Origin of the sequence: Pseudomonas sp. DD1 (assembly GCF_044510355.1) — a bacterium.
Taxonomy (GTDB): Bacteria; Pseudomonadota; Gammaproteobacteria; order Pseudomonadales; family Pseudomonadaceae; genus Aquipseudomonas; species Aquipseudomonas shahriarae.
The window spans coordinates 83,912-98,864 of sequence record NZ_MSAJ01000022.1 but is presented as its reverse complement, the minus strand read 5'-3'; the positions used below and the strand labels follow the sequence as shown (position 1 = coordinate 98,864).

The following is a 14,953-nucleotide window of genomic DNA, read 5'->3' as shown; positions in this document are numbered from 1 at the left end:
AGTGTGGCGTTGGAGGGGCGAACTGACAAGCTGGGGATGTGTAGGAATACGGTTAGCGGATTTGTTTCCCGTGTAGGCGCGAGCTTGCAGAGGTCAGTTGCTGGAAAGCCGGTCGCCTTTGGCAAAACGCCAGGTGCGGATGATTTCCAGGCGGTCGATATCGTTCAGGTCGCCGGTAAACGGGGCGAACGGTGCAGCCAGGCGCACGATGCGTTGCGCCGCCTGGTCCAGCAATGGCTGGCCGGAGGACTCCAGCACCAGCACTTCATAGAGGGAGCCGTCGCGGTTGATCGACACCAGCAGGCGCAAGTTGCCGTAGATCTGCTGGCGACGGGCCTCGTCCGGGTAGTTCAAGTTGCCGATGCGCTCGACCTTCTTGCGCCATTCGTCCTTATACCAGGCGCCTTTGTCGCGCATGGTGGAGGCGGCATTGAGCCGGTAGATGCGCGGGCGCTTGGCGTACAGCTGTTGTTCGTTGGCCAGTTCGGCTTCCAGGCTGGAGATTTCGCTGGAAAGCTGCGAGCTGTCAAATGTGGGGGCGGGTTTGCTTGGCGTAGGCTCGGTCTTCACGGCTTCGCGCTGGGTCACGGCCTTCTGGGGTTTTGGCGCAACGGTGGCGACGGCGGCCTTGGGCGCGGCCTGCTTGACCTCAGGCTTGGCCGCTGGAGGCGGGGTGACCTTATTGATCTTGTTGTCCTGGAAGGGCGCCACTTCGGTGGTCTTGGGCACTGCCTTTTTATCCAGGGTGCCGCTGCCCTGCTGATTGTCCTGGGCCAGGAAGTCAGCCTTTTCGGGCTTTTTTTCACTTTTGAAGGTGGCGAGGGTGATTTCCAGGGTTTTGCTGATCTGCTGGGGTTCGACGAAGGTGAAGCCCAGGCCAAGGATCAACGCCAAATGAATCAGCGCTGCCAGGAACAGGGTAAATCCGAGCCGATCAGCCGGGCGTACGCCGCTATGGGTGAATTGGGGGGGCAGGTCGGACGGAAGCGTCATAACAGGAAAACCAACATCGCGCGTCTCACGGGTGGCGCATGATAGCGCAATGTTGGTTTACATCTGGCTGTTCTATGTCACTTGGCTTGTAGCTTGTCGGCAATCGCTGCCATGAGCATTTCGCCGATATTGGTGCCGAACGCGTTGTCTATTTCGCGGATACAGGTGGGACTGGTCACGTTGATTTCGGTCAGGTGCTCGCCAATTACGTCAAGGCCTACAAACAGCAGGCCCTTTTCCCGCAGGGTCGGGCCAACCTGGGCGGCGATCCAGCGGTCCTTGTCGCTCAGCGGGCGGGCTTCGCCACGACCACCGGCCGCGAGGTTGCCACGGGTCTCGCCGGCCGCCGGGATGCGTGCCAGGCAGTAATCCACCGGCTCGCCGTCGATCATCAGGATGCGCTTGTCGCCGTCCTTGATCGCTGGCAGGTAGGCCTGGCCCATGATCTGCTGGGTGCCGAGGGCGGTCAGGGTCTCAAGGATCACCGACAGGTTCGGGTCGCCCGCGCGGTGACGGAAGATCGAGGTGCCGCCCATGCCGTCCAGCGGCTTGAGGATCACATCGCCATGCTTGGCGGCAAATTCACGCAATACATCGGCGCGGCGGCTGACCACGGTCGGTGGCGTGCACTGCGGGAACAGGGTGGCGAACAGCTTTTCGTTGCAGTCGCGCAGGCTCTGCGGCTTGTTGACGATCAGCACGCCGGCGCGCTCGGCCTGCTCCAGCAGGTAGGTGGAGTAGACGAACTCCATGTCGAACGGCGGATCCTTGCGCATCAGGATCACGTCCAGGTCGCTCAGGGGGCTGTCGATCTCGTCTTGCAGCTCAAACCACTTCTCTGGGTTGGCGAACACCTGCAAGGGGCGCATCCGCGCCCGCGCCTCGCCGTCGCCCTGGTAAAGGTCGCGCTGCTCCATATAGAACAGGGTCCAGCCGCGGGCCTGGGCGGCGAGCAGCATGGCCAGCGAGCTATCCTTTTTATAGGAGATGCTGGCGATAGGGTCCATGACAATGCCGACGCGAACGCTCATGGGGAATTCCTCTAACAAATAAGGGCGCATAAAAGTGGCGTCAGAGTGGCGCTGCGGCTGTTGTGGGTCAAGGAAAAACCACCTTGCCGGTCGGCCGATAGATTGCCTTCCCAGTCTGTGCTAAAAAGGCTGCCATGGCGTGTCGGCCCTTGCACGGCAAGGGTTTTGGCGCTGGTCCCAGGCCGCACCCGGCAGTACACACCGAAAACCGATTCGCTGTGGCGATGGTAGAGCAGATATGGAACAGCATTCCAACGCCTTGAAAGTGATGGTGATCGACGATTCGAAAACGATTCGCCGCACCGCTGAAACGCTGTTGAAGAACGTGGGGTGCGAAGTCATCACGGCCATCGACGGTTTTGATGCCCTGGCCAGGATCGTTGATCACCACCCGCACATTATCTTTGTCGACATCATGATGCCGCGCCTGGATGGTTATCAGACCTGCGCCCTGGTCAAGAACAACCCGGCGTTCAAGGCCATTCCGGTGATCATGCTCTCGTCCAGGGACGGCCTGTTCGACAAAGCCAAGGGGCGCATCGTCGGCGTCGATCAATTTTTGACCAAGCCTTTCAGCAAGGAAGAACTGCTGAGTGCGATCAAGGCCTATGTGCCGGGTTTCGCTGCAGTAGAACAAGCACATTGACCCAGCCCCCGGGGCTTGCGTCAACCAATGTAGTGGGGAAAACCATGGCACGCGTTCTGATCGTCGACGATTCGCCGACTGAAATGTACAAACTGACCGGCATGCTGGAAAAGCACGGTCACCAGGTCCTCAAGGCCGAAAACGGTGCCGATGGCGTTGCCCTGGCCCGCCAGGAGAAGCCCGACGCCGTCTTGATGGATATCGTCATGCCCGGCCTCAATGGCTTCCAGGCCACGCGCCAATTGTCCAAGGAACCGGAAACCAGCGGTATCCCGATCATCATCGTCACCACCAAGGACCAGGAAACCGACAAGATCTGGGGCGCGCGCCAAGGGGCCAAGGCATACCTGACCAAGCCGGTGGAAGAAGACAAGCTGATTGAAGTCCTGAACTCGGTGCTCAAACCCTGACGGCACGTTCCCATGACCGAGTCGCAAACCGCCTTTGAGCTGCTGCTGGACATCGACCGCCGCTGCCGCCTGCTGGCCGCTGATTTGCCGTCCCAGGAAACCCGGTCGCACAGCTGGAGCGGCATCGGCTTTCGCCTGGGCGGGCACTGGTATGTGGCGCCCATGGGCGAAGTCGCCGAGGTGCTGCATGAACCGCGCTGCACCTTGATGCCGGGGGTCAAGCCCTGGGTCAGGGGCGTGGCCAACCTGCGCGGGCGCTTGCTGCCGGTGATCAACCTGTGTGGGTTTTTCGGCTATGAGCTGTCGGCGGCGCGCAAGCAGCGCCGGGTGCTGGTGATCGAGCACGAAGACACCTTTGTCGGCCTGCTGGTGGATGAAGTGGTCGGCCTGCAACACTTTGCCCAGGACCTGCTGCTTCCGGCATCGGCCAGCGTGCCCGCCGCCAGCGCCGCGTTTATCCAAGGCCAGTTCAGCGGCGACCCGCTGTGGCAGGTCTTCAGCCCCTTCGCCCTGGCCCAGGCCCCGGGCTTTCTGGATGTTGCCGCATGAGCACCGCCACCCCCGTCAAACCGCAGGAAGCTTCCCGTAGCCGTTCGCAGATCATCGTGCTGTTTATCGCGCTGATCATCTTCATCATGCTGCTGTTCGCCAACTTCGCGTACCTCAACACCCAGTCCACCTATGACAAGCAGTACATCGGCCACGCCGGCGAGCTGCGGGTGCTGTCCCAGCGCATTGCCAAGAATGCTACGGAGGCTGCCGCCGGCAAGGCCGCCGCGTTCAAGCTGCTAAGTGAGGCGCGCAATGATTTTGCCCAGCGCTGGGGTTACCTGAAAAAAGGCGACCCGGCCACCGGCCTGCCCGCTGCACCCGCTGCCGTGCGCAGCGAAATGCGCGCCGTGCAGCATGACTGGGAAGCCTTGCTGAAGAACACCGACGTGATCCTGGCCAGCGAGCAGACGGTGCTGTCCTTGCATCAAGTGGCGGCGACCCTGGCCGAAACCGTGCCGCAATTACAGATCGAGTCGGAAAAGGTCGTCGAGATCCTGCTGCAGCGCGGCGCGCCCGCCAGTCAGGTGGCGGTGGCCCAGCGCCAGTCGCTATTGGCCGAGCGCATCCTGGGAGCGGTCAACACGGTGCTGGCGGGAGATGACACGGCGGTCAAGGCCGCCGACGCCTTTGGCCGCGACGCCAACCGTTTTGGCCAGGTCCTGGCCGGTATGCTCCAGGGCAGTGCCGGCCTGAAGATCAGTGAGGTGCAAGACTCGGACGCCCGGGCGCGCCTGGCGGAAATTGCCGAGCTGTTCGAGTTTGTCTCCGGCTCCGTGGATGAAATCCTCGAAACCTCGCCACAACTGTTCCAGGTGCGCGCCTCGGCGAGCAACATCTTCAGCCTCTCGCAGACCCTGCTCGATGAAGCCTCGCAACTGGCCACCGGCTTTGAAAACCTGGCCGGCGGGCGCACCCTCGACACCATCGGCGGCTATGCCCTGGGCTTGCTGGCGCTGGCCTCGATTATCCTGATCGGCCTGGTGATGGTGCGCGAGACCAATCGTCAGTTGCGCGAAACCGCCGAGAAAAACGAACGCAATCAGAACGCGATCATGCGCCTGCTGGACGAAATCGAAGACCTGGCCGACGGCGACCTCACCGTGACCGCCTCGGTGACCGAAGACTTCACCGGCACCATCGCCGATTCCATCAACTATTCGGTGGACCAGTTGCGTGACCTGGTGGCGACCATCAACCTCACTGCCGGTGAAGTGGCCGGTGCGGTGCAGGAAACCCAGGCCACCGCCATGCACCTGGCCCAGGCCTCGGAGCACCAGGCCCAGCAGATCGCCGAAGCCTCCACGGCGATCAACCAGATGGCCCAATCCATCGACCAGGTATCGGCCAACGCCGCCGAGTCCTCGGCCGTGGCCGAACGTTCGGTGGAGATCGCCAACAAGGGCAACGAGGTGGTGCACAACACCATCCACGGCATGGACAACATCCGTGAACAGATCCAGGACACCGCCAAACGCATCAAGCGCCTGGGGGAATCGTCTCAGGAAATTGGCGATATTGTCAGCCTGATCGACGATATCGCCGACCAGACCAACATCCTTGCCCTCAACGCCGCGATCCAGGCGAGCATGGCCGGTGACGCCGGGCGCGGCTTTGCAGTGGTGGCCGATGAGGTGCAGCGCCTGGCCGAGCGCTCGTCGGCCGCCACCCGGCAGATCGAGAACCTGGTGCGGGCGATCCAGACCGACACCAATGAAGCCGTGATTTCCATGGAGCAGACCACCACCGAAGTGGTGCGCGGCGCGCGGCTGGCCCAGGACGCCGGGGTGGCCCTGGAAGAAATCGAAGGGGTGTCCAAGACCCTGGCCGCGCTGATCCAGAGCATCTCCAACGCGGCGCAGCAGCAAACCTCGTCGGCCGGGCAGATCTCCCTGACCATGAACGTGATCCAGCAGATCACCAGCCAAACCTCATCGGGCTCCACGGCCACCGCCGAAAGCATTGGCAACCTGGCCAAAATGGCCAGCCAGTTGCGCCGCTCGGTGTCGGGCTTCACCTTGCCGCCCGTGCGCAAGACCGATGAATGACATGCCCTCTCAACACCTGCACAAAACCCCTGTGGGAGCTGGCTTGCCTGCGATAGCGGTGGGTCAGCTCCCCCATTTGTATTGTGGTGTTAACTCACTCCGGAGTCGTTATGGTTGACCGGCACGACTACGTCGCCCTCGAATGGGTCAAGGGCGAGATCGCCGACACCCTGAAGCAGGCCCGTGCGGCACTGGACGCCTTTGCCGACGACGCCAGCGAGCAAGCCCTCGCGCAGTGCCTGGAGGGCATTCATCAGGTCCACGGCGCCCTGCAGATGGTCGAGTTCTACGGCGCGGCACTGCTTGCCGAAGAAATGGAGCACCTGGCTCAGGCCCTGCAAGCCGGGCACGTCAGCCAGCGCGAAGAAGGCATCCGCCTGCTGCAACAGGCCCTCGGGCAACTGCCGTTGTACCTGGACCGTGTGCACAGCGCCCGGCGCGACCTGCCCCTGGTGGTGTTGCCGCTGCTCAACGACCTGCGCAGCGTGCACGGCAAAAGCCTGCTCTCGGAAACCAGCCTGTTCAGCCCGCAACTGCTGGTGATCGCCCCGCTGCCCGATGACGCCCTGGCCCAGCGGGCACCGGCGGACTTTGCCGAGCAACTGCAGCACTGGCGGCAAATGCTGCAACAGGGCCTGGCCGGGCTGCTGCGTGAAGATCACGGCCCGAGCAACCTGGAAGACATGGCACGGGTCTTCGCCCAACTGGAAGCACTGTGTCACGGCGCGCCATTGCTGCCGTTGTGGCAAGTCACCTCGGCGCTGGCCGAAGGCATGCTCACTGGGGTGATCGCCAATAGCCCGGCATTGCGCAGCCTGCTCAAGAGCTGCGACAAGGTGCTCAAGCGCCTGCAAACCCAGGGCATCGAAGGGATCAACAGCCCGGCGCCGGACCAGTTGCTCAAGAGCCTGCTGTTTTATATCGCCAAAGTCACCCGGCCGACGCCGCGCATGCAAAGCCTCAAGGAACGCTACGGCCTGGATGAAGCCTTGCCCGACAGCACCGTGGTTGATGCCGAGCGCGCGCGCCTGGCCGGGCCGGACCGCAATGCCATGGGCTCGGTGCTCGGCGCGTTGTGTGAGGAGTTGGTACGGGTCAAGGAACGCCTGGATCTGTTTGTGCGCAGCGACCGCCAGCACATCGCGGACCTCGACAGCCTGTTGGCGCCCTTGCGCCAGATCGCCGATACCCTGGCGGTGCTTGGCTTTGGCCAGCCGCGCAAAGTCATCATCGACCAGTTGGCGGTGGTCCAGGGCCTGGCCCAGGGGCAGCGCGAGCCCAACGACGCGGTGTTGATGGATGTCGCCGGGGCCCTGCTTTATGTCGAGGCGACCCTGGCCGGGATGGTCGGCACTGTCGAGCCGCAAAACCGTGAAGACAGCCGCCTGCCCACCACCGACCTGACCCAGATCCACCAGTTGGTGATCAAGGAGTCGTGCCAGTGCCTCAAGCAGGCGCGGGAGCTGATCATCGACTGCCTTGAGGCGCAATGGGATACACAGCGTCTGGAATCCCTGCCAGAGCTGCTGACCCAGGTGCGTGGCGCCCTGGCAATGATTCCGCTGCCCCGTGCGGCGAGCCTGATGCGTGGTTTTAATGACTACGTGGATGAGCAGTTGATGGCCCAGGACACTGCGCCCTCTGCGGCACAACTCGAGCATGTTGCCGACGTGCTCACCAGCCTGGAGCACTACCTCGAACGCATGCTCCAGGACCCGGACGCGCCCGGCGAACGCGTCTTGGACATCGCTTACGAAGGCCTCGCGGCGCTGGGTTACGCGCCGCTGCAGGCCCAGCAGACCTGGCGTCAGGAGCGCTCGGCGTTGAGCGATGAAACCACGGATAACACCCAGACGCTGGCACAGGCGCTCGCCAGCCCGACGCCGCGCCTCAACCCGCCGGCACTGCAACGTCCGGGCAGCCTGTTGCCGCCACCGGCCGACGAAGAGTCGGTGGATGATGAACTGCGCGAAGTGTTCCTGGAAGAAACCGCCGAAGTATTGGAAGTGCTGCAGCGCTTGATACCCCAAGGCGCTGCCAGCCTCGAAGACAAGACCGCCCTGAGCGATATGCGCCGTGCCTTCCATACCCTCAAGGGCAGTGGGCGCATGGTGCGAGCCCTGGTGCTGGCGGAGCTGGCGTGGGCCGTGGAAAACCTGCTGAACCGCGTGCTCGAGAGGGTGGTCGCGCCGGGTGCCGAGGTCCAGGCCGTACTGGATGATGTGCTGGTGCTCTTGCCGGCGCTGATCGCCGAATTCGCCGCCGACGCCCAGCGCCAGCGCGATGATGTCGACCTGCTTGCCGCGCGCGCCCATGCCCTGGCCAGTGGCGCGCCGTTACCCGAAGCCGTGGAGCCGGACGACAGCGCACTCGACCCGCTGCTGCTGGAAATTTTCCGCAACGAAGCGCAGAGCCACCTGGACAGCCTCAACCAGTTTTTGCACCAGGCCACCGAACAGATGCCGCTGCCCGTCAGCGATGAGTTGCAACGCGCCCTGCATACCCTCAAGGGCAGCGCCTACATGGCGGGGGTGCTGCCCATCGCCGAACTGGCGCGGCCGTTGGACCACCTGACCCGTGAATACAAGGCCCATCGCTTGCCGTTGGACCTGGATGAAATCGAACTGCTGCTGGAGGGCGAAGCCTTGTTCCAGCGCGGCCTGCGCCAGTTGGACAGCGATCCTCTGGTGCCCATCAACGGCGCGGCCGACTTGATCAAACGCACCCAGGCGCACCTCGACAGCCATCTCGAAGCGGTGCTCAATGCGCCGAGCGCCGGCCTGCGGGTCAAGCGCGACCCACACTTGATCAGTAACTTCCTGGCCCAGGGCATGGACATCCTGCTCGACGCCGAAAGCCTGCTGCGGCGCTGGCAGCAACACCCTGGCGAGCGCCAGGAACTCAGCGCATTGCTGGACGAGCTGACCACCCTGGGCGAGGGCGCGCACCTGGCCGACCTGCACCCGATGGATGAGCTGTGCGAAGCCTTGCTCGACCTCTATGGCGCAGTGGAAGAGAGCAGCCTGGCGGTCAGCGAGCGGTTTTTCCAGGAGGCCGAGCAGGCCCATGAAGCCCTGATCAACATGCTCGACCAACTGGCCGCCGGCCAGGAAGTCAGCCCGGCACCGGCGCGCATGAAAGCCTTGCGCGAGTTGCTCGATGAAGGGCTGGACCCCAGCGCCACAGGCCTGATCAAAACCGACGGCAGCCGCGCATTGAGCATTGCCGAACTGGGTGCGGCCACCACGCAGTTGCAACAGGACTGGGCGGTGGACGATGAAATCGTCGAGATTTTCCTTGAGGAAGCGGTGGATATCCTCGACAGCGCCGGGCAATCCCTCAAGCGCTGGTTGCTGGAGCCCGACGGCGTGGCGCCGCTGTCGTCCCTGCAACGGGACCTGCATACCCTGCGCGGCGGCGCGCGCATGGCCGAAATCGGCCCGGTGGGCGATCTGGCCCAGGAACTGGAAAGCCTTTACGAGGGCCTGGTGGACCGGCGCTACAGCTACTCCGGTGAAATAGCGCAAGTGTTGATGGACAGCCACGAACACCTGGCCTTGCAGTTGGAGCAGTTGCAAGAGCAGCAACCCCTGAGCGACTCCAACGCCCTGATCAGCCGCTTGCGCGAGGTGCGCCAGAACGCTGCGCCCGTCGCGGCGCCCACTGCACCCGAGGCGCAGGGGGCCGGCAGTGATCCCGAGCTGCTGGATATCTTTCTTGAAGAAGCGGCCGACATCCTCGACAGCTCCGGCGCCGCGCTGTTGCGCTGGCAGGCCGAGCCCCAGGGCCGTCAGGAAGTCGAGACCCTGCTGCGCGACCTGCACACCCTCAAGGGCGGCGCGCGCATGGTCGAAATCGGCCCGATCGGTGACCTGGCCCATGAGCTGGAGTTTCTCTACGAAGGCCTGTCGGCGGGCTTGCTGGCGCCCACCAGCGAGCTGTTCGCGCTGCTGCAAGGCTGCCATGACCGTCTGGCGCAGATGGTCGAGGCGGTGGCGGCGGGGTTGCCGGTCGGCTCGGTGGAACGCCTGATCGAACGCATCAAAAGTCTGGTCCAGCCCAGCGAGGACCAGGCGGTACCGGTCGCCATGGTCGCCAGCAAACCGGAAGCGCCGGCAGCCAGCGAGCCGGGCGCGGACATGGTGAAAATCTCTGCCGAGCTGCTGGATGACCTGGTCAACCTGGCCGGTGAAACCTCGATTTTCCGTGGGCGTATCGAGCAGCAGGTCAACGATGCCCGCGCCGCCCTCAGCGAGGTGGAAACCACCATCGAGCGTATGCGCGACCAACTGCGCCGCCTCGATACCGAGACCCAGGGCCGCATCCTCAGCCGTCAGCACGCCGAAACCGAGCGCCTGGGCTATGAAGAATTCGACCCGCTGGAAATGGATCGTCATTCCCAGTTGCAACAGTTGTCCCGTGCGTTGTCCGAGTCAGCCTCGGACCTGCTGGACCTCAAGGAGACCCTCGACCAGCGTAACCAGGACGCGCAAAACCTGTTGCAGCAACAGGCGCGGATCAACACCGAGTTGCAAGAGGGCCTGATGCGCACGCGCATGGTGCCGTTCGAGCGCATGCTGCCGCGCCTCAAGCGTATCGTGCGGCAAGTGGCCGGCGAGCTGGGCAAGGACGTGGAATTCGTGGTCGGCAATGCCGAGGGCGAGATGGACCGCAACGTGCTGGAACGCATGGCCGCGCCCCTGGAACATATGCTGCGCAACGCCGTCGACCATGGCCTGGAATCGCGGGATGCGCGGTTGTTGGCGGGCAAGCCGGAGAAGGGCCGGATCACCCTGGACCTGAGCCACGAAGGCGGTGACATCATCTTCGACATGCGCGACGACGGTGCGGGCGTGCCTCTGGATGCGGTGCGGCGCAAGGCGATCAAGCGCGGCCTGCTGGACCCGGAGATGGAGATCAGCGACCGCGACGTGTTGCAGTTCATCTTGCAGCCGGGCTTTTCCACCGCCGAAAAAATCACCCAGATTTCCGGGCGCGGCGTGGGCATGGACGTGGTGCATGAAGAAGTGCGCCAACTGGGCGGCAGCATGGTGATCGACTCCACGCCGGGGCAGGGCGTGCACTTTCGCATTCGCCTGCCGTTTACCGTGTCGGTCAACCGGGCATTGATGGTGCAGTGTTTTGAGGATCAGTACGCGATTCCGCTGAACACCATCCAGGGCCTGGTGCGCGTGCTGCCCAATGAGCTGGAAGGGCATTACCAACTGGACCCGCCGGTGTATGAATACGCCGGCCAGCACTACGAGTTGTATTACCTGGGCGAGTTGCTGCACACCGTGGCCCGGCCCAAGCTGTTGGGGCAAAGCCAGCCGCTGCCGGTGCTGCTGATGCAGTGCAACGAGCGGTACATTGCGGTGCAGGTGGACGACATGGCCGGCACCCGGGAAATCGTGGTCAAGGGCCTCGGCCCGCAGTTTGCGGCGGTGCAGGGGCTGTCGGGGGCGACCATCCTCGGCGATGGCCGGGTGGTGTTGATCATCGACCTGCTGGCGCATATCCGCGCCCTGGCCCCGGCCTTGCCGGCCCAGGCGGCGGACACCGCATTGGCGGTCAACGAGCCGCAGAAAAAACAGCGGTTGCTGGTGCTGGTGGTGGACGATTCGGTGACCGTACGCAAAGTCACCAGCCGCCTGCTGGAACGCAACGGCATGAACGTACTGACCGCCAAGGACGGCATCGACGCCATCGCCTTGCTTGAAGAACACACCCCCGACCTGATGTTGCTGGACATCGAAATGCCGCGCATGGATGGTTTTGAAGTGGCGATCCAGGTGCGCAACGACCCGCGGCTCGCGCGCCTGCCGATCATTATGATCACCTCGCGCACCGGCCAGAAACACCGCGACCGGGCCATGGCGATTGGCGTCAACGACTACCTTGGCAAGCCCTATCAAGAGTCGGTGTTGCTCGAAAGCATCGCCTACTGGAGCCCGAAACATGCTTGACCACCGCACCAGTCAACTCACCGGCTTGCTGCTGCCCCTGGCCGACCGCCACCTGTTGCTGCCCAACGTGGCGGTGGCCGAGTTGATCGACTTCCAGCGCGGCGAACCGGCCAGCGACGCCCCGCCGTGGTACCTGCGGCCAGTGACCTGGCGCGACCAGCAACTGCCCCTGATCAGCTTTGAAGCGGCCTGCGGTGGCACCAGCGTCGTCAGCGAACGCGCACGAATCGTCGTGCTCAACGCCCTGGGCGGGCGCCCGACATTGAAGTTTATTGCGCTGGTGATCCAGGGCATTCCCCGCTCGTACAAGCTCGACAGCCAGTTGAGCTATGTGGACGTCCCCCTGTCGCCGCTGGAACTGGCGGCGGTACAGGTCGGCGAGCATGTGGCGAAAGTGCCGGACCTGATGGGGCTGGAAGCGCTGCTGGTCGAAGCTGGCCTGGCCTGAACCCCCGTTCTCAGCACCTCTGAAGACCCAATGTGTGGAGACCTCCCACAGCTAGCTGCGCACGAAAGCTTGAAGCAGGCCGTAATCGTTCAGATCGGCTGCGCGCAGTGCCTGGATGTAGCGCATACGGACTTCATTGGCGGCGATCAGGTTAGCGCTTCCCCAGGAGAAAAGTGCGAGCCCTTGTTGTCTGAGCAGGCAGTCAGCCATCAAGCGCGCGTGGCGACCGTTGCCATTGGGGAATGGGTGCAGTGAAACCAGTTGGTGATGGAAGCGGACAGCAACCTCTTCGCACGGGAATACATCGTGTTCCAGCCAATACGTTGTGTTGTCTAGAAGGTGACGTAGCTTGACTGAAATCTTCGTCCAGTCGCAGCCGATATTTTTGTCGGAGTGCCTGAATGTCCCAGCCCATTTCCATGTATCACTGAACATTCTGACGTGGAGTTGACGGCAGAAATGTTCATTCAAGACATCAAGCTTGTTTTGTCGCCCCAGCCAACGCATTGCCTTGAGGATGTTTGCAGCTTCCCATTCATCCAGCTCGCCTTGGGTGGTGATGTGCCTAGGCTTGAGCCCTGCTACTTCGTCGGGATCCAGGGGTGTTTGGCCGGGTTTCAGCTCAAGTACTATCGCCACAATCGAGCCCATGAGCCGCGGAGCAATTCCATACGGCGAGCGGCCACCTGACGCTCGACGAACGTATCTGACGGGCGCTGGTTTTCGAGGCCCATCGTATGAGCGACACCCATCACTTCTTGCCTGGCCAGTACCTCGGCGCGCGCCTGCACCATCTCGCGCAGCGGTTTTCTTGGCACCAGAGCGTAAACAAGCTCACAGTCCAGACCTGCCGCCAACTTACGCAACTGGGCGAGTGTGATGCGATCATCGGCTTCGGCCTGCTCCGACTGCTGCAACGTCGCAAAGGCAACGCCAAGCAGGGCTGCCTGGGACCTCAGCGATCGGCCCAATGATTCTCTGATCGAGCGCAGCCATCCTCCAGGCGGGGTGGATTTACCGCTTAGTGTTTCAAACGGCTCCAGGGCCCTTTCTACTTGGGCAAGGCGCAGTTCGTTGAGTGAGGAGGAGGTCATGGGGGCACCCGTATTTGCCTATCAGATGTTCACACCGCGAAATTGCGGATGTGTTTGCATCGTTGATCTTAATTTATCGAATGCCTATAGGCATACATTTTCAGGCTATATGTATGTTTATAGGCAGTCAATATTGAATGTTTTGTATGTCTATAGGCATTCATTTTTAGTGTGGGCAAGAGGGTTCGGATACAAAAGGCTAGTGAGGCGATGTCCGAGCAACAACCCCCAAAACCTGTAGGAATGATCGTGCGGCATGATTCCTTCAGATTTTTCCCGCACGTTTTCGCGCCGCCCATGAACTTGTCGCTCGCCGCCTTCGCGCCTAGGCTTGGTCGGTCATCGCAAAAAACGGTGACACGGACGTGCAAGTCCGGTTACATATCGGCGCACCAACGCCCATAGCCATTCAACGGGCGTTTTTTATGCCTGCTGTGTTTGTTATGGCGGCTGTGCGTGGGAGACCTTCGGGTCTGCCGGGGTCCGATATGCCCGGTCTTGCACACCTGCGCACAGCTGCCACCCGATTTGCGTGCAAGCAAGTGGTGTCAGTCTCCTTCACATATCGGAGATGTTCACCATGATCAAACCCACCCCCAACCCACCTACCTCATCCAGTATCTTCACCGTCAACCCACACCAGAACATCGAAACCCTGCTGGTCAACGCCAGCGAAACCCTCGCCTCCCTCAACGCCCTGACCTGCGCCCTGGCCTTTGAGCTCAACGGCGCCCAGCGCGGCGTACTCCTGGCCATCCAACAAATGACCGAACTGGGCCAACTGCTGGTCGAGCGTGCGCTGGAGCAAATATCGCCTGCGGCCGCTGCGTAAAACTTGATCAGTCCCAGAAAGGGACCGTTCGTTCCCTTTTTGGGACTGATGCCTGCTCGGGTAAAGCCCCACGTAAACCCGCCGATAACCCGAGGAGTCTTTCGGTGGAAGCAACAACACAATGTGGCTATTTGACGTATTTGCCTGGCTGTACAACCTCACCCCGTTTACCGGTGCTTTGCTGTTGTGGTTCCTGGTGTTGGTGCTCACTGCCTGCGCGACGATGAAGTACCCGACACGGCGCGGCAAGCTCGTAGGCTTCGGGATTTCGGTGGTGGGCGCGGTGTTTATTCTGGGGTACCTGGAAACCCTCGTGCTCAACGCCACAGGCAAAGAAATCAAGGGTGTTGTGATCAACCTAGTGGTCATGAGCCTCGGCGGTTTGGGCTCGGGCCTGCTTGCGGTGGCCATTTCGAAAAGGCCAAGCAAGGCCGAAATTGAACAGACCCGCGCAAGCATCCGGAACTGGGGCCTGACGGTCTTTGAATACCTGTTCGTGTTTATCCTGGTGTGTTCACTGGTGTTGGCTGCTATCTGCCTGCTCTTGTGGCTCCTGGATTGGCCCGTGGTGTCGGGGCAGGAAGTCACTGGCCTGTTGCTGGCTTTCCTGGGCGCAGCGTCGGGCTGTGCGATCGTCTCCTATTTGCGTCGATTGATGAAGTGGGAACAGTTGGGCGTGGCCGTGTTGTTTGGGCTGTTGCTGTTTCTGCTGCCCGTGTACGTGCAGGCGATTTGGGGGCTGGTGAGCTGGAGCCTGGCGGCGGTGCTGGGGTTCCATGGCGTAGCGGGCATTGCGATGGGCTGGACCGTGTGGCGCCAGCGCAGGGAATGGCGGCGCTCCTGACCGTTACTCCAACCGTAACAGTCCACCACCGAGCTTGATTGATACCCCCCCGATTCACTCCTATGGTGAGCTCCACGACAGCGAACCCGTGG

At 62.4% G+C, this 14,953-nt stretch carries 12 protein-coding genes; 8 read left to right on the top strand and 4 right to left on the bottom strand.

Annotated features, from left to right (window positions below; genetic code table 11):
- Window positions 1–93: 93 nt before the first annotated feature.
- Complete coding sequence (locus tag PSFL_RS13715) at window positions 94–993, bottom strand: energy transducer TonB (protein ID WP_115129202.1); 900 nt, start codon at window positions 991–993, stop codon at window positions 94–96.
- 77 nt (window positions 994–1,070) lie between these two features.
- Window positions 1,071–2,024 (bottom strand): glutathione synthase, encoded by a 954-nt coding sequence (gene gshB / locus PSFL_RS13710; RefSeq protein WP_029300457.1) that lies wholly within the window; start codon window positions 2,022–2,024, stop codon window positions 1,071–1,073.
- Between the two features lie 238 nt (window positions 2,025–2,262).
- Between gshB and pilG the strand changes: the two genes are divergently transcribed.
- The 6 genes from pilG (at window position 2,263) to PSFL_RS13680 (ending at window position 12,091) form a co-directional block, all read left to right on the top strand.
- Complete coding sequence (gene pilG, locus PSFL_RS13705) at window positions 2,263–2,670, top strand: twitching motility response regulator PilG (protein ID WP_032858786.1); 408 nt, start codon at window positions 2,263–2,265, stop codon at window positions 2,668–2,670.
- A 44-nt stretch (window positions 2,671–2,714) separates the two neighbouring features.
- The gene (gene pilH, locus PSFL_RS13700) at window positions 2,715–3,080 is read left to right on the top strand and encodes a twitching motility response regulator PilH (RefSeq protein ID WP_057440367.1); all 366 of its coding nucleotides are present in this window, start codon (window positions 2,715–2,717) and stop codon (window positions 3,078–3,080) included.
- Between the two features lie 12 nt (window positions 3,081–3,092).
- Window positions 3,093–3,629, top strand: coding sequence for a chemotaxis protein CheW (locus PSFL_RS13695; RefSeq protein ID WP_057960881.1), 537 nt, complete (start codon window positions 3,093–3,095; stop codon window positions 3,627–3,629).
- Window positions 3,626–5,677 carry a methyl-accepting chemotaxis protein gene (locus PSFL_RS13690; RefSeq protein ID WP_057960880.1) on the top strand — a complete coding sequence of 684 codons (2,052 nt, stop codon included), beginning with the start codon at window positions 3,626–3,628 and terminating at the stop codon, window positions 5,675–5,677. Before PSFL_RS13695 ends, PSFL_RS13690 begins: the two co-directional genes overlap by 4 nt.
- 110 nt (window positions 5,678–5,787) lie before the next feature.
- Window positions 5,788–11,643: an Hpt domain-containing protein gene (locus tag PSFL_RS13685; protein ID WP_397470181.1), complete on the top strand. Its 5,856-nt coding sequence runs from the start codon at window positions 5,788–5,790 to the stop codon at window positions 11,641–11,643.
- Entirely contained in the window at window positions 11,636–12,091 is a 456-nt protein-coding gene (locus PSFL_RS13680; RefSeq protein ID WP_057440365.1) for a chemotaxis protein CheW, read from the top strand. The genes PSFL_RS13685 and PSFL_RS13680 overlap by 8 nt, the downstream gene beginning before the upstream one ends.
- 51 nt (window positions 12,092–12,142) lie before the next feature.
- Here PSFL_RS13680 and PSFL_RS13675 read toward each other — a convergent pair whose 3' ends face one another.
- Window positions 12,143–12,742: a mobile mystery protein B gene (locus PSFL_RS13675; RefSeq protein ID WP_397470180.1), complete on the bottom strand. Its 600-nt coding sequence runs from the start codon at window positions 12,740–12,742 to the stop codon at window positions 12,143–12,145.
- Window positions 12,721–13,185: a transcriptional regulator gene (locus PSFL_RS13670; RefSeq protein ID WP_169989447.1), complete on the bottom strand. Its 465-nt coding sequence runs from the start codon at window positions 13,183–13,185 to the stop codon at window positions 12,721–12,723. Before PSFL_RS13670 ends, PSFL_RS13675 begins: the two co-directional genes overlap by 22 nt.
- A gap of 580 nt (window positions 13,186–13,765) precedes the next feature.
- Between PSFL_RS13670 and PSFL_RS13665 the strand changes: the two genes are divergently transcribed.
- Together PSFL_RS13665 and PSFL_RS13660 are read left to right on the top strand one after the other, a co-directional pair.
- The gene (locus PSFL_RS13665) at window positions 13,766–14,017 is read left to right on the top strand and encodes a DUF6124 family protein (RefSeq protein WP_397470179.1); all 252 of its coding nucleotides are present in this window, start codon (window positions 13,766–13,768) and stop codon (window positions 14,015–14,017) included.
- Window positions 14,018–14,138: 121 nt separating this feature from the next.
- Entirely contained in the window at window positions 14,139–14,861 is a 723-nt protein-coding gene (locus PSFL_RS13660) for a hypothetical protein (protein WP_397470178.1), read from the top strand.
- The last annotated feature ends 92 nt before the right edge of the window (window positions 14,862–14,953 follow it).